This is a genomic window from Streptomyces sp. SGAir0957, assembly GCF_043523415.1.
Map to the genome: position 1 here is coordinate 6,963,498 of NZ_CP027293.1, position 16,117 is coordinate 6,979,614.

The 16,117-nt window shown below is 71.8% G+C and carries 13 protein-coding genes; 4 read left to right on the forward strand and 9 right to left on the reverse strand.

Annotated elements, in window-relative coordinates:
- Positions 1 to 6: 6 nt before the first annotated feature.
- The 5 genes from C1N81_RS36420 to C1N81_RS36440 all read right to left on the reverse strand — a co-directional run bounded on the left by C1N81_RS36420 (position 7) and on the right by C1N81_RS36440 (position 6,957).
- A complete protein-coding gene (locus tag C1N81_RS36420) occupies positions 7 to 1,131 on the reverse strand; it encodes an aromatic ring-hydroxylating oxygenase subunit alpha (RefSeq protein ID WP_394435639.1) in 1,125 nt (374 codons plus the stop codon).
- 236 nt (positions 1,132 to 1,367) lie between these two features.
- Positions 1,368 to 2,528, reverse strand: coding sequence for an N-methyl-L-tryptophan oxidase (gene solA / locus C1N81_RS36425; protein WP_394435641.1), 1,161 nt, complete (start codon positions 2,526 to 2,528; stop codon positions 1,368 to 1,370).
- A 103-nt stretch (positions 2,529 to 2,631) separates the two neighbouring features.
- On the reverse strand, positions 2,632 to 5,133 hold the full coding sequence (locus tag C1N81_RS36430) for a GcvT family protein (RefSeq protein ID WP_394435643.1): 2,502 nt from the start codon (positions 5,131 to 5,133) through the stop codon (positions 2,632 to 2,634).
- Between the two features lie 241 nt (positions 5,134 to 5,374).
- The gene (locus C1N81_RS36435; protein ID WP_394435644.1) at positions 5,375 to 6,160 is read right to left on the reverse strand and encodes an IclR family transcriptional regulator; all 786 of its coding nucleotides are present in this window, start codon (positions 6,158 to 6,160) and stop codon (positions 5,375 to 5,377) included.
- A gap of 242 nt (positions 6,161 to 6,402) precedes the next feature.
- The gene (locus tag C1N81_RS36440; RefSeq protein WP_394435646.1) at positions 6,403 to 6,957 is read right to left on the reverse strand and encodes a hypothetical protein; all 555 of its coding nucleotides are present in this window, start codon (positions 6,955 to 6,957) and stop codon (positions 6,403 to 6,405) included.
- Between the two features lie 305 nt (positions 6,958 to 7,262).
- On the opposite strand from C1N81_RS36440, the gene C1N81_RS36445 reads away from it, so the two are divergent.
- From C1N81_RS36445 to C1N81_RS36460, 4 genes are all read left to right on the forward strand, one after another.
- The gene (locus C1N81_RS36445) at positions 7,263 to 9,998 is read left to right on the forward strand and encodes a nitrate- and nitrite sensing domain-containing protein (protein WP_394435648.1); all 2,736 of its coding nucleotides are present in this window, start codon (positions 7,263 to 7,265) and stop codon (positions 9,996 to 9,998) included.
- A complete protein-coding gene (locus tag C1N81_RS36450; protein ID WP_394435650.1) occupies positions 9,995 to 10,432 on the forward strand; it encodes a roadblock/LC7 domain-containing protein in 438 nt (145 codons plus the stop codon). The genes C1N81_RS36445 and C1N81_RS36450 overlap by 4 nt, the downstream gene beginning before the upstream one ends.
- Positions 10,433 to 10,441: 9 nt before the next feature.
- Positions 10,442 to 10,846 carry a DUF742 domain-containing protein gene (locus C1N81_RS36455; protein ID WP_394435651.1) on the forward strand — a complete coding sequence of 135 codons (405 nt, stop codon included), beginning with the start codon at positions 10,442 to 10,444 and terminating at the stop codon, positions 10,844 to 10,846.
- A gap of 63 nt (positions 10,847 to 10,909) precedes the next feature.
- The gene (locus C1N81_RS36460; protein ID WP_394435652.1) at positions 10,910 to 11,515 is read left to right on the forward strand and encodes a GTP-binding protein; all 606 of its coding nucleotides are present in this window, start codon (positions 10,910 to 10,912) and stop codon (positions 11,513 to 11,515) included.
- 152 nt (positions 11,516 to 11,667) lie between these two features.
- Here the strand turns inward: C1N81_RS36460 and glpK are convergent, their stop codons facing one another.
- The 4 genes from glpK to C1N81_RS36480 all read right to left on the reverse strand — a co-directional run bounded on the left by glpK (position 11,668) and on the right by C1N81_RS36480 (position 16,017).
- Positions 11,668 to 13,197, reverse strand: a complete 1,530-nt coding sequence (gene glpK / locus C1N81_RS36465) for a glycerol kinase GlpK (protein WP_394435653.1) — start codon at positions 13,195 to 13,197, stop codon at positions 11,668 to 11,670.
- A gap of 47 nt (positions 13,198 to 13,244) precedes the next feature.
- Complete coding sequence (locus C1N81_RS36470) at positions 13,245 to 14,024, reverse strand: MIP/aquaporin family protein (RefSeq protein WP_394435654.1); 780 nt, start codon at positions 14,022 to 14,024, stop codon at positions 13,245 to 13,247.
- 347 nt (positions 14,025 to 14,371) lie between these two features.
- Positions 14,372 to 15,562: a lipid-transfer protein gene (locus C1N81_RS36475; protein ID WP_394435655.1), complete on the reverse strand. Its 1,191-nt coding sequence runs from the start codon at positions 15,560 to 15,562 to the stop codon at positions 14,372 to 14,374.
- Positions 15,559 to 16,017, reverse strand: a complete 459-nt coding sequence (locus tag C1N81_RS36480) for a Zn-ribbon domain-containing OB-fold protein (protein WP_394435656.1) — start codon at positions 16,015 to 16,017, stop codon at positions 15,559 to 15,561. Before C1N81_RS36480 ends, C1N81_RS36475 begins: the two co-directional genes overlap by 4 nt.
- Positions 16,018 to 16,117: the final 100 nt, after the last annotated feature.

The window sequence follows — 16,117 nt, forward strand, 5'->3', positions numbered from 1 at the left end:
CCGGCGCTAGGCGGCGCCCAGTTGCTCCCTGACCCACGCGTGGAAGATCCCGATGTGGTGCTCGGTGGGCACGAGGACGCCGCCGTCGCGGTACGCCCGCGACGCCATGGCGGGCTGGGTGCGCTCGCACGCCGCGAAGTCCTGCGTGTTGACCCGGTGGAAGAGTTCGGCCGACCGCGACACGTCGGCCCCGGACTCCACCACGTCGGGCGCGTACAGCCAGTCGCACTCGACGACCGTACGGTCCTCGGCCAGCGGGAACATGCGGTGCAGGATCACGTGATCGGGCACAAGGTTCACGAAGACCGTCGGCTTGACCGTGACCGCGTAGTAGCGGCGGTCCTGCTCGGGAGTCACCTCGGGCAGCGCGGCGAAGCCCTCGCCGCCGTCGACGGTGAACCCCTGCACGTCGGCACCGAACGCGGCGCCGTGCCCCACGAAGTACTGCGCCGCGTAACCGTTCGCGAACTCCGGTAGGACGTGCGTGAGTTCGGGGTGAATGGTCGCGCAGTGATAGCACTCCATGAAGTTCTCGACGATGAGCTTCCAGTTGGCGCGCACGTCGTAGGTGATCCGCCTGCCGAGGGCGAGCCGGTCGGTGCCGTAGTGGTCGATGGCCGCCGCGTCGCCGAGCCGTTCGACCGCCGCCGACCGCACCGACGCCTCGAACGACGGCGGCTCGTCGGCCAGGCACACCCACGCGTACCCGAGCCACTCGCGCAGGGCGACCGCGACGAGACCGTACGCGGAACGGTCGACGTCCGGCATCCGCACCAGCTGCGGCGCCGCGATCAGCTGCCCGTCGAGGTCGTACGTCCACGCGTGGTACGGGCAGCGCAGGCTGCGCCGGACCCGGCCCTCCGCCTCCATGCAAAGGCGGGCGCCGCGATGACGGCAGACGTTGAGGAAAGCGCGGAGCGCGCCCGTACGGGACCGGGTGATCAGCACGCTCTCCCGGCCGATCTGGACCGTGCGGAACGCACCGGGGGCGTCGAGATCGGCGCTGCGGACGGCGCAGATCCACCGGCGTTCGAAGATCCGTTCCTGCTCGGCGCGGAAGAGGTCCGGGTCGGTGTAGTAGCGGCCCGGCAGCGTGGCCACCAGACTCGGCGGCAGCGGAAGAGTCGGCACGGCGGGCTCCTCGGACGGCGGATGCGCCGGTGAGCCGGCGCGGGACAGCTCGGACGGTGCGGGTGCCGGTGGCCCGGCGGGGGACAGCTCGGACGGTGCGGGTGCCGGTGGCCCGGCGGGGGACAGCTCGGACGGTGCTGCCGGTGGCCCGGCGCGGGACTTCGGACGGTGCGGATGCCGGTGGCTCGGCGTGGGGCTTCGTACAGGGGCGTGGCGGTGGCTCGGCGCGAGGTGGCTCAGGCGGTGGGCGCGCCGGTGAGCCGGCGCGGGTCGAACAGGTCGATGGGGTGCGCGGTGGCACCGGTCAGCGCCAGATCGGCGAGGATCTCCCCGACGACCGGGACGAACTTGAACCCGTGCCCGGAGAACCCGCAGGCCACGGTCGTGGAGTCGGGGTGCGCGGGGTGCCGGGCGATGACGAAGTGCTCGTCGGGCGTGTTGGAGTACATGCAGGTCGCCGCCTTGACGAAGGTGCCGGGCAGCGCCGGGATGTGGCGGGACATGTGGTCGGCCATGGCGCGGACCTCGTCGTCGTGGACGGTCCTGTCGATGGTCTCCGGGGTGCACTCGGCGCCGCCGCGGAAGAAGGCGACCTTGGCGCCAAGGTCCGGCCCGTCGATGGCGGGGAACCCGTAGACCTGCACGCCCGCCGCGTCCTCCCAGATGTAGATCGGATGGTTCTCGGGGCGGAACGGCGCCACTCCCGTGCTCGGCCTGAACCAGTACATGACCTGCCGCTCGATGGTGAACGGCACGCCGAGATCGGTGAGCAGCCGGGGCGCCCAGGCGCCGGGGCAGATCACCAACTGCCCGGCGGTGTACGTGCCCTCGGCGGTGTGCACGCGCACCCCGCCGCCCGCGCACGGCTCCCAGCGCGTCATCGGCTCCTCGAAGCGCAGGTCGGCACCGGCCCGCGCGGCGAGCTGGAGGTGCGCGGCGACCGTGTGTTCGGGGCGGACCAGTCCGGCCTTGCGTTCGAACAGCGCGACTTCGTCGTCGTCGGGCGTCAACGTCGGGAAACGGCGCCGGATCTCGCCCGCGTCGAGCATCTCGTGCGGAAGGTTCCACTGCTCGGCGGAGCGCAGCGACCCCTCGACCGTGCGCGAGCCCGGGCGCCCGACCATGACACCGCCGCACAAGGTCGCGATGTCACGCCCGGTGGCCCGCTCCAACTCCTCGTACAGCTCGTAGGAGCGCAGCAGCAACGGCACGTACGCGGGGTCCTCGAAGTACGACTGGCGGATGATGCGCGAGCCGCCATGGCTGGACCCGCGATGGTGCACAGGGCCGAACTTCTCCAGGCCGAGCACGCGGGCGCCGCGCGCGGCCAGATGGTGCGCGGCGGCACTGCCCATGCCGCCGAGACCGATGACGATCACGTCGTAGGTGGGGGACATGGGGCCTCCCAGTGGGCCATGAGCCGGTGGGCCGAGTGACAGTGTTGCCTTTTTCAGCTGAGGGCGGGGTCAGCTGGGGGCGCGGGTCATCTGCGGATACGGATCATCTGCGGATACGGGTCATCTGCGGGTCGAAGAGCGGCTCGTCGGCGACGGTCGCGGGCAGCCGTTCGCCGAAGTACTCGATATGCACACCGGTCCCGGCGGGCAGCGGCGACGGCGTCTCCAGCCAGGCGTACGCGACGCAGCGGCCGAGGGTGTAGCCGTACGCGGCGCTCGTGACATAGCCGGACGGCGCGCCGCGCACGAGAACGGGCTCCTTGCCGAGGACGACGGCGGACGGATCGTCGAGGAGCAGCGGGGTGAGGCGGCGCGCGGGGGGCGTGAGCCGTTCCAGCGCCGCGCGCCCGACGAAGTCGCCCCGGTCCATCCGCACGGCGAAGCCGAGCCCCGTCTCGTACGGGGTGTGCTCCTCGGTCATGTCGACGCCCCAGGCGCGATACCCCTTCTCCAGGCGCAGGCTGTTGAACGCCGAGCGGCCCGCCGCGACGACGCCGTACCCGCGCCCCGCCTCCCACAGCGTGTCCCACAGGCGAAGGCCCAGGTCGGCGGTGGTGTACAGCTCCCAACCCAGCTCACCGACGTAGCTGACGCGCAGCGCCGTGACCGGGACATGCCCGATGTACGTCTCCTTCGCGCGGAAGTACCCGAACCCCTCGTGCGAGAAGTCGTCGCCGGTCAGGGGCTGGACGAGGGCGCGGGCGAGCGGCCCCCACACTCCGACGCAGCAGGTGCCGGAGGTGATGTCTCGGCCCCGGACACTGCCGTCGTCGGGAGCGTGCCGTTGCAGCCACACCTGGTCGGCGGGGGAGTTGGCACCCACCTGGAAACGTTCGGCGGCCAGCCGCGCCACGGTCAGGTCCGAACGAATGCCGCCCTTCTCGTCGAGCAGCAGTGTGTACGTGACCGAGCCCGGCCTCTTCGCGACATTGTTGGTCGTCATGCGCTGCAGGAACGCGAGCGCGCCAGGGCCCGTGACCTCCAGGCGGCGCAGCGGGGTCATGTCGTACAGGGCGACGCGTTCGCGGGTGGCCCTCGCCTCGGTGGCGACGATCGGCGACCAGTGACGGGCGGACCAGGGGTCGCGCCGCTCGGCCCCCTCGGGCGGCACGGGGTTGGCCTCGTACCAGTGCGGCCGCTCCCAGCCACCGCCCTCCAGGAAGTACGCGCCGAGTTCCTGTTGTCGCGCATAGAAGGGGCTGACCCGCAACGGGCGCGGCCGGTCCATCGGTTGCAGCGGATGGATGACGTCATACACCTCGACGAACTGCCGCGCCCCCCGGTCGTGTACGTACGCGGGTGAACGCTGCGCCTCCTCGAACCGGTCCGGGTCGCATTCGTGCAGGTCCGTCGCGGCGTGCCCGTCGAGCATCACCTCGGCGACCGCCTTCGCGGCCCCGGCCGAGTGCGTCACCCACACGGCCTCCGCGAGCCAGAACCCGCGCAGCGCCCGGGCCTCGCCGAGGAACGGCATGCCGTCGGGGGTGAAGGAGAAGACCCCGTTGAAGCCGTCCTCGACGCCGGTGTCCTGGAGGGCCGGCATGAGGCGCCGGCACTCCTCCCAACTGGGCAGCCAGTCCTCTTCGGTGAAGGGGAGGGAGGAGGGCATACCCGGGGCGTGGGCGTGGGCGTGGGCGTCGGTGTGGGCGTTGGTGTGGGCGTGGATCCGGTCTGGGTCGTGGGGGAGGGGGCGGTGGGCGTAGCTGCCGATGCCGAGGCGGGTACCGGCCGGGTCGGTGTGTTCGCGGAAATAGAGGTCCCGGTCCTGGAAACGGAGGATCGGCTTCGAGGGTGTGGCGTGCGGGGCCCCGGTGCGGATGGGATCCGGCAACGGCTTCGTCCGCGCGTACTGATGGGCGAGCGGCAGCAACGGCACCTCGACGCCGGCCATGCGCCCGATCACCGGGCCCCAGAAGCCGGCCGCGCAGACGACGTGGGTGGCGGGGAAGGTGCCGTGGTCGGTGACGACGCCGGTGACGTGGCCCTTCTCCTGTTCGATGCCGGTGACGGTGTGGCGGTCCAGGACACGGGCGCCGCGCTCTTGAGCGCGGAGGAGTTGGGCCTGGGCGGCGGGGACGGCGCGGGCCAGACCGTCGTCGGGCGTGTGGAAGCCGCCCAGGATCATCGATTCATCGACAAGCGGCCAAAGCTCTTTGCAGCGGGCGGGGGAGACCAGTTCGCCTCGCACCCCCCACGAGGCGGCCCAGCCGGACTTGCGGTGCAGATCGGCCCAGCGTTCGGAGGTGGTCGCCAGTTCCAGGCCGCCGACGCGGTCGAAGCACGGCTGTCCGTCCACGCGCAGGGCGGAGAACTTCTCCACCGTGTAGCGGGCGAACGCGGTCATCGTCCGGGAGGGGTTGGTCTGGAAGACGAGCCCGGGCGCGTGCGAGGTCGACCCGCCGGGCGCGGGCAACGGCCCCTGCTCCAGGACCGTGAGGTCGCGGACGCCGCGGGCGGTGAGCTCGTCGGCGAGCGAGCAGCCGACGATCCCGGCACCGATGACGACGATCTTGGGAGTGCTGTGCTCAACTGCCGCGCTGGACATGCCGCTCCTCCAGAACCCACGGAGCCTACGGAACCGGCCCGGTTGTTGCGTATTGCAGGACCTGTTGCGCGATGCGAGACGACGCCGAAGGCCCATAGTGGGAACGGGGGAGAGGCGGCGTCAAGGGGTGGGGGCAAGCACAACTGGCCGAGCGAGTCGGGTTCGGTCGGAGGCCGTGCATGAGTGCGGCGCGCCGTGCCCGGGGCAGAGGCAGTGCACCAGCCCGGCGGGCCGGGGTCGGTCAGAAGCCGTGGCCCATGCGGCGCGACAACTCTGCGGCCGCGGCGACGGTCCGCTTCGCCGACGTCGGCAGGCTCTCCTCCGTCAGGCGGTAGACCGGACCCGACACACTGATCGCCCCGATCACCGTGCCGTCGTGGGAGCGGACGGGCGCGGCCACGGCGGCGAGGCCGACCTCCAGCTCCTCCACGGCGACGGCGTACCCCCGCTCGGCCACCTCTCCCAGCTCGACGCGGAGCGCATCCGTCCCGGTGAGCGTGTGCTCGGTGAACCGGGGCAGCGTACGCGCGAGCAATCCCTCGCGCACGACCGGCGGCTGGTGCGCGAGCAGCACCTTGCCGCTGGACGTGGCGTGCAACGGCGTGCGCCGGCCCAGCCAGTTCTGCGCGGTCACCGACGCGGCGCCGCGGGCCTGCATGATGTTGACCGCCATGTCCTCGTCGAGCACCGCGATGTTCACCGTCTCGCCGAGCTCGTCCGCGAGGTCGCGGCAGACGGGGCCGCCCTCCTGCGAGATGTCCATGCGCACGGCCGCCGCTCCGGCGAGACGCAGCACCCCGGCCCCCAGGTAGTACTTGCCGCGCTCCTTGGCCTGGCCGACCAGGCCCCGGTTCTCCAACACGCCGAGCAGCCGGAACGCCGTGGACTTGTGCACGCCCAGCTCGTCGGCGATCTCGGTGACTCCGGCCTCTCCGCGCCGCGCGAGGCTCTCCAGGACGCTGACGGCGCGATCCACGGACTGTACGGCGGAGGTCCCGGCTTCGGTCGGGGCCTGCTTACGTGGCATGGCTCGGCTCCCACCACCCGGCGGCCCGTTGCCGGGACGCATCGTTGCGCAAGACGCGCCCTCGTGCGCGATGTGGAACATCAGGTTACCGGCAGGGCCGACAACTCCCGTGTGAGCCGCCCGACTTGGCCCCCGCCTTACGACCCGGCGAGAAACTCACCGGTGCTCCGGCGACAAGCTCACGGGTGTCCCGGCGACATGCTCACCTACAACAACCTCACCGGTGCTCACCCACGACAACCTCACGTGTGCTTCAGCTGACCGGCGCCACCGGCCCGCCGTATGCCCTCCGGCGCCCGGTGCCCCGCCCGTCGGGCCTGCCGCCGCTCCTTGCGCAGCTGGCGCGCCGTGCTCGCCGGGACCGAGACCACGCCGTGACGCTGGTACCAGACCTGGCGCGTGACCCAGACGTCGAGCACGCTCCATGTCGCCACGACCGTGCTGGCCACGCTGCTGAGCACCATGGGGAACGCCAGCCAGGAGTCGGCGAGCGTGCACAGGAAGGCGACCATCGCCTGGATCAGGGTGACCGAACTGATGAGGACGGCCCGCACCGCCGCCGTACGCACCGGATCGGGCATCCGGCGCCGCTTCGCCGGCTCCTCGATCCACAACTCCCGCCGCTCCGCCGTCTCCGACACCACGTCACTCCCCACCGCTCTCAGGCCATGCCTGCGACACCTCGCGCCGGTGCCCCCGCACCGGCCGCTTGCACAGTGAGTGCCCGGCCTGCTCCGCTTCACGCCACCTCTCGGTGCTCGCTCCGCGCCCCCGTACACCCCCCGTACATCCTGCAAGAAAGACGAACGGCCGCCCACAAAGATTCCCGTTCGGGACAACTGCCTCGAAGTCGAAAGAGGAACCGAAGCTTTCCAGCCAACTGGCTCTCACGATCGTCGAACTGTGAAAGGCGTCGGCCACCGGAATCCCGGTAGGCAATCTCCCCCAATGCCCGGACAACTCGGGGCGCCCGCGCCGCACAGGGACCGGACAGCATCCGGACAGGCCTTCGAGTAATGGGTGTCTCAGTAGTAGGCTCGCGCCGTTTGTTGACGCACACGTGTGCCCCTGACGACCACACGGGGGCGATCTGGGGGAGGCCATGCGCTTTCGCGGGAAGTCCATCCGCCGGAAGATCGTGGCGTTGTTGCTGGTGCCGCTCCTGTCGCTCACGGCGATCTGGGCGTTCGCCTCGGTGATCACCGGGCGGGCCGCTATGCAGCTCTTCTCGGCGGACAACGCCGCCGACGCGATCGGCTACCCGCTGGTCGACACCAGCCGCGCCCTGCAGGACGAACGCCGCCAGACCCTGGTCTACCTCGCCGACCCCCGCGCCTCCGACGCCCAGTCCGACCTGCGGACCCGCCGCACCGCCGCCGACGAGCAGATGTCCCTGATCAAGCGGAAGGCCGCCGACTCCGGCCTGCGCGACGACCTGAACGGCGACGCGCGGGGCGCCCTGGACGCCGCCGTCGAGGGCTTCGAAGGCATCGAGTCCCTGCGCAGGACCGTGGACGAAGGAACCGTCACGCGCGCGCAGGCGCTCGATTTCTACACCCGCCTGATCGAGCCGACGGATCGCTTCCTGCTCCACCTCACCGCTCTCGACGACTCCGAGGTGGAGAGCCAGGGACGCGCCGTCGCCGGCGTCATCAAGGCCCGCGAGCTGCTGTCGCGCGAGGACGCGCTGGTCGGCTCGGCTCTCGTCGCGGGCCGTCTGACGCAGCAGGAACTGCGCCAGGTCTCCGACCTCGTGGCGCAGCGCACGCTCCTGTACGACACCCACCTCGCCCAGCTGCCCGCCGACGAACGCGCCCGGTTCCAGCGCTACTGGCGCAGCCCCGACACCAACCCGCTGCGCACGGCCGAGAACGCCCTGGTCACCGGCGCCCCGGGCACCCCCAGGGGCGTCACCTCCGCCAGCTGGGACAAGGCCGCGAGCCAGGTCCTCGGCGCCCTCGCCGAGCGGGACACCGCAGCCGCGAAGCGCTACCAGGACCGGGCCGAACCGATCGCCGTCAAGGTGTTCGTCCGGGCCGGTGTCGCCGGTGTCCTCGGCCTCCTCGCCCTGCTCGTCTCCCTCTTCCTGTCGGTCCGCATCGGCCGCGGCCTCGTCCGCGACCTGGGCCGGCTGCGTCTTGAGGCCCATGAGGCGTCCGGCGTCCGGCTGCCCGGCGTGATGCGCCGCCTTGCCGCGGGCGAGACCGTCGACGTGGCGACCGAGTCGCCGCACCTGGAGTACGACAAGGACGAGATCGGCCAGGTCGGCCAGGCGCTCAACACCCTGCAACGTTCCGCCGTCGAGGCGGCCGTCAAGCAGGCCGAGTTGCGGCGCGGCGTCTCCGAGGTCTTCGTCAACCTGGCGCGCCGCAGCCAGGTCCTCCTCCACAAGCAGCTGACTCTGCTCGACGCCATGGAGCGCAGGACCGACGACACCGACGAACTCGCCGACCTCTTCCGGCTCGACCACCTGACCACCCGTATGCGCCGCCATGCCGAGGGTCTCGTGATCCTCTCCGGGGCAGCGCCGTCCCGCCAGTGGCGCAAGCCCGTGCAGCTCATGGACATCGTGCGGGCCTCCGTCGCCGAGGTCGAGGACTACGAGCGCATCGAGGTGCGCCGGCTGCCGCGGATCGCGGTGACCGGGCCCGCCGTCGCCGACCTCACCCACCTGGTGGCCGAACTCCTGGAGAACGCCACGGTGTTCTCGCCCCCGCACACCGCCGTCCAGGTCCTCGGCGAGCGCGTCGCCAACGGCTTCACCCTGGAGATCCACGACCGCGGCCTCGGCATGGCCGCCGACGCCCTCCTGGACGCCAATCTTCGCCTTGCCGAGACCTCCGAGTTCGAACTCTCCGACACCGACCGTCTCGGCCTCTTCGTCGTCAGCCGCCTCGCCCAGCGGCAGAACGTCCGCGTCTCCCTGCAGCCGTCCCCGTACGGGGGCACCACCGCGGTCGTCTTCATCCCGGAGGCGCTGCTCACGGACGCCCCCGACACCGAGGGCGCCGGGTTCCGCCTCGACCGGCCCGAGGGGACGCGCCAGGCGCCGCTGCCCGGCCTCGGCACCTCCGACGGCCTGCCCGGCCTCCCGGCCTCCGTCCTCGGCGGCCCGGTCGAGCTGGACAGCCCCATCACCCTGGACGCGCCGCCGGTCACCTCGGACACGCCCGCCTTCCCGGGCGCCCTCGGCGACGAGGACAGCGAGCGCGGCGCGCTGTTCCGCCCCCGCCGCCGCGTCGCGGGCCTCCCCGGCGAACAGCACCAGCAGGCCGACGAGCCCACGACCGCCGAGAACGGCCGTGGCGGCGGCCGTGACGCCGCCCCGGAGGGCCTCGTGCCCCTGCCGCGCCGCCGCGCCCCCAAGCTCGTCAGCTCGCACGGCAGGCCCGTCACGCGCACCCGGCCCGCCGCCCTCGACCGGGGCGGCGCCACGGAGCCGGGGGAGCGCCACGACCGCGACGGCACCGAGAGGCCCCGCGGCCTCACCCCGGCGCCCCCGGCCGACCTCCCGCGCAGGCGCGCGCGTGCCGCCGAGCCGGCCGCGCCCGCCGAGACCGCAGCGCCCGACGCCACACTCGGGGGCCTGCCCAAGCGCGTACGGCAGGCGAACCTTGCACCGCAGTTGAAGGACGGGCCCGACCTGCGCGGCAACCGCGCGAAGGCCCGCGACGAGACAGTCTCCGCATCGCCCGCCGACCGGGACGCCGACGAGGTACGCAGCCGGATGGCCTCGCTCCAGCGTGGCTGGCGGCGCGGCCGCGAGGAGAACGCCGAGAGCGCCCAGGGCGCCGACGGCACAGCACAGGGAACGACTTCTGAGGGGGACGGTCGATGACCGCACCGAAGGCCACCGCGCAGACCACGAACGGTGGATCGAGGGAGCTCAACTGGCTCCTGGACGACCTGGTCGAGCGCGTCGCCAGCATCCGCAAGGCGCTCGTGCTCTCCGGGGACGGACTGCCGACAGGGATCTCCAAGGACCTGAGCCGGGAGGACAGCGAGCATCTCGCCGCCGTCGCCTCCGGGTTCCACAGCCTCGCCAAGGGCGTCGGACGCCACTTCGACGCGGGCGGCGTCCGTCAGACCGTCGTCGAACTCGACGAGGCGTTCCTGTTCGTCACCGCCGCCGGTGACGGCAGCTGCCTCGCCGTCCTGTCCGACGCGGACTCCGATGTCGGCCTTGTCGCCTACGAGATGACACTGCTGGTCAAGCGGGTGGGCGCACATCTGGGGACGGCCCCGCGCACGGATCAGCCCGCCGGAGGGTAGTGGGTCGGCATGAGCGCAGACGGTGAGGAGACGCAGGAGACACAGGCCTGGTTCGACGACGAGGCCGGACCCGTCGTCCGTCCGTACGCCATGACACGCGGCCGCACCAGCAGCGCGGCCCAGCATCGCCTCGACCTGATCGCGGTCGTCGTCGCGGAGTCCCGCGCCGACGACCCGGTCGCCGACCAGACGCTGTCGCCGGAGCACGTCGACATCGTCGGGCTCTGTCAGGACGCCCCGCAGTCGGTCGCCGAACTCGCCGCGGAACTCGACCTGCCCGTCGGCGTGGTCCGCGTCCTCATCGGCGATCTCGTAGACGACGAACTGGTCCACGTCAGCCGTCCCGTACCGCCCGCGGAACTGCCCGACGAAAGCATCCTGCGCGACGTCATCGACGGCCTCAGAGCTCTGTAAGGCCCTCCGGAACGGCGCGCACAGCACACAGCGACATCAGTAGTGAGGCAGGAGAGACAACCCATGATCTTCGGGCGATCCGAGCGCGGCAAGGGCCCCGTCGAGCCCGTCACGCTCAAGATCCTGGTGGCCGGCGGCTTCGGCGTGGGCAAGACCACGCTGGTCGGCGCGGTCAGCGAGATCAGGCCCTTACGCACGGAGGAGCTGCTCAGCGAGGCCGGCCGGCCCGTCGACGACACCCAGGGCGTGGAAGGCAAGCACACCACCACGGTGGCCATGGACTTCGGCCGCATCACGCTCCGCGAGGACCTCGTCCTCTACCTCTTCGGCACGCCGGGGCAGGACCGTTTCTGGTTCCTGTGGGACGAGCTGGCCACCGGCGCCCTCGGCGCCGTCGTCCTCGCGGACACCCGCCGCCTGGAGGACTGCTTCGCCGCCGTCGACTACTTCGAGCGGCGCTCCATCCCCTTCGTGGTCGGCGTCAACTGCTTCGACGGAGCCGACCGTTACCCCGCCGACTCGGTGCGGCAGGCGCTCGACCTGGACGACAGCGTGCCCGTCGTCCTCGGCGACGCCCGCGACAAGGGCTCCGTCAAGGACGTCCTGATCCGCGTCGTCGAACACGCCGCGGACACGGCCGCACGCCGACGGCAGCCCGCGGTGACCTGACCCGTACGGTGCGGCACGCGCGCGTAGGGACGTCTTCCGCCCCTACGCGCGCGCCCGTGCCGTCTTCTTCTCCGCTACGCGCGCGTACGCCGGTACCGCCCACTTCTCCGCTACGCGCCCGTACCGCCGTACCGCCGTACCGCCGTACCGCCCTAGGCTCCTTCGGCGCCCGCCTCCTCGTGCCAGCCGAAGCTCTTCTCCACCGCCTTGCGCCAGTTGTGGAACTCGGCCTCCCTGGCCCGCTCGTCCATCGACGGCGTCCACTCCGCGTCCCGCTGCCAGTGGGCCTTCAGCTCGTCCAGGTCGTTCCACACGCCCGTGGCGAGCCCGGCGGCGTACGCGGCGCCCAGGCACGTCGTCTCGGACACCCTGGGCCTGATGACGGGCACCCCGAGGACGTCCGCCTGGTGCTGCATGAGGAGGTTGTTCTTCGTCATGCCGCCGTCGACCTTCAGGGTCGTGATCCGCACCCCGGAGTCCTGGTACATGGCGTCGACGACCTCGCGGGTCTGCCAGCTCGTCGCCTCCAGGACGGCGCGCGCCAGGTGCCCCTTGGTGACGTACCGGGTCAGGCCCGTGACGACACCGCGCGCGTCGGAGCGCCAGTACGGCGCGAACAGGCCGGAGAACGCCGGCACGATGTACGCCCCGCCGTTGTCGTCGACGCTCGCCGCAAGGGTCTCGATCTCGTCGGCCGTCCTGATGATGCCGAGCTGGTCACGGAACCACTGCACCAGGGCGCCGGTGATCGCGATGGCCCCTTCCAGGCAGTACACCGGCGCCTCGGAGCCGATCTTGTAGCCCATGGTGGTGAGCAGCCCGTTCTTCGACGGGACCGGCCGGTTCCCCGTGTTGAGCAGCAGGAAGCTGCCCGTCCCGTACGTGTTCTTCGCCGTCCCGGTGTCGTAGCACGCCTGCCCGAACACGGCCGCCTGCTGGTCGCCGAGGGCGGACGCGACCGGCACCCCGGAGAGCTGGCCCACCGCCGTGCCGTACACCTCGGCCGAGGAGCGGATCTCCGGGAGCACCGCCTGCGGCACGTTCATCGCCGACAGGATCGTCGGGTCCCACTGCAGCGTCTCCAGGTTCATCAGCATGGTGCGCCCGGCATTGGTGACGTCCGTGACATGGACGCCGCCGTCGGTGCCGCCCGTCAGATTCCAGATCAGCCACGAGTCCATCGTGCCGAACGCGATCTCGCCGCGCTCGGCGCGCGCCCGCAGGCCCGGCACGTTGTCGAGCAGCCAGGCCGCCTTCGGCCCGGAGAAGTAGCTGGCCAGCGGCAGTCCCGTCTGCTCGCGGAACCGGTCCTGGCCGTCCGTGCCGCCCAGTTCCTTGCAGAGCGCGGAGGTCCTGGTGTCCTGCCACACGATCGCGTTGTGCACGGGTTTGCCGGTCGCCCGGTCCCACAGGACCGTCGTCTCGCGCTGGTTGGTGATGCCGAGCGCGCTGAGCTGGTCGGGTCGCAGGCCCGCCTTGGCGATCGCGCCCGCCACCACGGCCTGGACCTTGGACCAGATCTCGGTGGCGTCGTGCTCCACCCAGCCGGGCTTCGGGAAGATCTGCCGGTGCTCGCGCTGGTCGACGGCGACGATCTCGCCGTCCTGGTTGAAGATGATGCAGCGGCTCGACGTGGTGCCCTGGTCGATGGCGGCGACGTACTTCACGGAGTTGTCGGGCATGGCTACCCCTTCGTGAGAAGACGGCGTGCGTACGAGTGGTGACGTGCTCAGAACGCTGCGTTGTAGATGAGCCCCGCCAGCGCCCCGCCGATCAGCGGTCCGACCACCGGGACGAGGGCGTAACCCCAGTCGGACGTGCCCTTGTTCGGAATGGGCAGGAACTGGTGGACGATGCGCGGCCCCAGGTCACGGGCGGGGTTGATCGCGTAGCCCGTGGGCCCGCCGAGCGACAGGCCGATGCCGACGACGACCAGCGACACGAGCAGCACCGTCATGCCGGACTCGCCCAGGCCCTTGGTCAGACCGAACGCGAGGATGGGCAGGACCAGGGCGATCGTCGCGATGACCTCCGTGATCAGGTTCGCGACAGGGTTCCGGATCTCCGGGATCGTGGAGAAGATCCCCAGTGTGGGCACCGGACCGCCGCCCTCCACGGCGCCCGCCGACTCCTGCGCGCCCTGCGCCCCCGGCTTCGCGCCCGCGCTCACATTGGCGTTGAACTGCGCGAGATACACCAGGTACGCGAGGACGGCTCCCAGCATCGCCCCGACCATCTGGCCGCACAGATAGACCCAGACCTTGTCCCACTTGCCGGTGTCGACGGCGATGCCGAGCGTCACGGCCGGGTTCAGATGCCCGCCGGAGAGCGGCGCGGCCGTGTACGCCCCCGCGAGGACCCCGAAGCCCCAGCCGAACGCGATGACGACCCACCCGGACGCCTTCGCCTTGGAGTATTTGAGGGTGACGGCGGCGCAGACGCCCGCGCCGAACAGGATCAGGATGGCGGTGCCGATGACCTCACCTACGAAGATGTCTCCATTGCTCATGGCGGCTCCTAGGCCCTCGCCCGGGGCCCTCGCCCCGGTCCTCCGTGCAGGGTGCGTATCCCATGGCTGGTTCCGGCGACTTCGGCCGGCGGCGGAGCGTCCCGCGCCCGCCCGGCGTCCGTGACAAGCGTGCCCGCACTGCCGCCGATCGTGGGGGAGTGGCCCGTGAACGAAGGGCCGACATGCGGCGATGCCGACTGACACCGGAAGTGTTCACCGGCCGTACTGGAGCGTCAAGGTCGCGGACGGCAACGGTTGAGGGGAGGGCGCAGCGCCTCAAATCCCGCCATGCGAAAGGGGATTGAGGAACGGCACGGTACGGATGTCGGGCCGGCGCACGCAGTGGATCAGCGCACCACGACGACCGCCGACCCGTGCCCGAACAGCCCCTGATTGGCGGTCATCCCGACCCGCGCCCCCGCCACCTGCCGCGCCCCGGCCTCTCCCCGCAGCTGCCACGTCAGCTCGCAGACCTGCGCGATCGCCTGCGCCGGAACCGCCTCCCCGAAGGAGGCGAGCCCGCCACTGGCGTTCACCGGTATGTGGCCGCCGAGCGTGGTCGCGCCCTCGCGGAGCAGCTTGGCGCCCTCGCCCTCGCCGCACAGCCCGAGATCCTCGTACCACTGCAGCTCGAGCGCCGTCGACAGGTCGTAGACCTCGGCGAGGGACAGGTCCCGGGGGCCGATCCCCGCCTCCTCGTAGGCGGCACGCGCGATGGAGGCCCGGAAACCCGGCCCCTCCGGTTCGACGCCCGCCGCCGAGTCCGTGGCGATGTCCGGAAGGTCGAGCACCGTGGCCGGATACGTCGGCGTCACCGTGGAGACCGCCCGGACGCGGACCGGCGCCGTGACCCGGTGCCTCCGCGCGAACTCCATGCTGGACAGCACCAGCGCCGCGCCCCCGTCCGAGGTGGCGCAGATCTCCAGCAACCGCAGCGGATCGGCCACGACGGCGGACCCGGCGACCTCCTCGGCCGTCACCGCCGTCCGGTAGCGCGCGTTCGGATTGAGCGCACCACAGGCCGCGTTCTTCACCTTGACCTGCGCGAAGTCCTCCAGCGTGTCCCCGTGCACAGCCATGCGGCGCCGCGCGTAGAGCCCGAAGTACGTCGGGTTCGTCGCCCCGAGCACCCGGAAGCGCAACCAGTCCGGGTCGTCGGGCCGCTCCCCGCCCGCCGGACGGAAGAAGCCCTTGGGCGCGGCGTCCGCCCCCACCACCAGGACGACCTCGGCGAGCCCCGCGAGGATCTGTGCCCGCGCCGCCTGCACCGCCTGCGCCCCCGACGCGCAGGCCGCGTACACGCTGGTCACCCGAGCGCCCTGCCACCCGAGCGCCTTGGCGAACGTCGCCCCCGCCACATAGCCGGGGTATCCGCCGCGCACGGTGTCCGCGCCGACCACGGAGTCCACGTCACGCCACTCCACGCCCGCGTCGGCGAGAGCCGCCCGCGCCGCCGCAACGCCGTACTCGACGAAGCTCCGCCCCCACTTGCCCCAGGGATGCATGCCCGCGCCGAGCACCGCCACGTCCCCCGTCATCCCGCCACCCCCGTCGGCCGCCAGTGCCACGTCGTGAAGGCCGTGCCCGTCTCCTCGTCCCCCTCCTCGCCGAGCACCCCCGGTACGACCTCCACCTCCATGCCGACCTCCAGATCGGTCACGGAGACCCCTGGAGCCCCCTGGCCGAGCACCACGATGCGCTCTGCCGCGAGCTCCACAGCGATCAACGTGTACGGCTGCCACGGAAGTTCCCGGTCCGAGACATACGGTTCGGGCGGCCGGTAGCGCGCGTCGGTGTACGACCACACCCGCCCCCGCCGCGACAACGGCACCTCGACGAGCTCACCGCCCGCGCACCCCGGGTTGCGGCACGCCGAGTCCTCACGGGGGAAGAACACCGACCCGCAGGCCGAGCACCGCGTGCCCAGCAGACAGAACTCCTGCCCTTCGCCCGTGAACCAATCGGCGACGACAGGCGTACGCGTTCGCGCCACAATTCCTCCCCGGCGCCCGACCTGACGGAACGTCAGAAGTGTGCCACGGTCGGCCGAACGTCGTCAGGTGTCGCGCAGAACCATGTGCGCCTCCTGTGCG

Coding starts and splice junctions, on each gene's coding strand:
- C1N81_RS36475 (WP_394435655.1), bottom strand. CDS start 15,562: ATGACGGGGGACGTGGCGGTGCTCGGCGCGGGCATGCATCCCTGGGGC.
- C1N81_RS36450 (WP_394435650.1), top strand. CDS start 9,995: ATGACCGCACCGAAGGCCACCGCGCAGACCACGAACGGTGGATCGAGG.
- C1N81_RS36470 (WP_394435654.1), bottom strand. CDS start 14,024: ATGAGCAATGGAGACATCTTCGTAGGTGAGGTCATCGGCACCGCCATC.
- C1N81_RS36430 (WP_394435643.1), bottom strand. CDS start 5,133: ATGTCCAGCGCGGCAGTTGAGCACAGCACTCCCAAGATCGTCGTCATC.
- glpK (WP_394435653.1), bottom strand. CDS start 13,197: ATGCCCGACAACTCCGTGAAGTACGTCGCCGCCATCGACCAGGGCACC.
- C1N81_RS36460 (WP_394435652.1), top strand. CDS start 10,910: ATGATCTTCGGGCGATCCGAGCGCGGCAAGGGCCCCGTCGAGCCCGTC.
- C1N81_RS36435 (WP_394435644.1), bottom strand. CDS start 6,160: ATGCCACGTAAGCAGGCCCCGACCGAAGCCGGGACCTCCGCCGTACAG.
- C1N81_RS36445 (WP_394435648.1), top strand. CDS start 7,263: ATGCGCTTTCGCGGGAAGTCCATCCGCCGGAAGATCGTGGCGTTGTTG.
- solA (WP_394435641.1), bottom strand. CDS start 2,528: ATGTCCCCCACCTACGACGTGATCGTCATCGGTCTCGGCGGCATGGGC.
- C1N81_RS36455 (WP_394435651.1), top strand. CDS start 10,442: ATGAGCGCAGACGGTGAGGAGACGCAGGAGACACAGGCCTGGTTCGAC.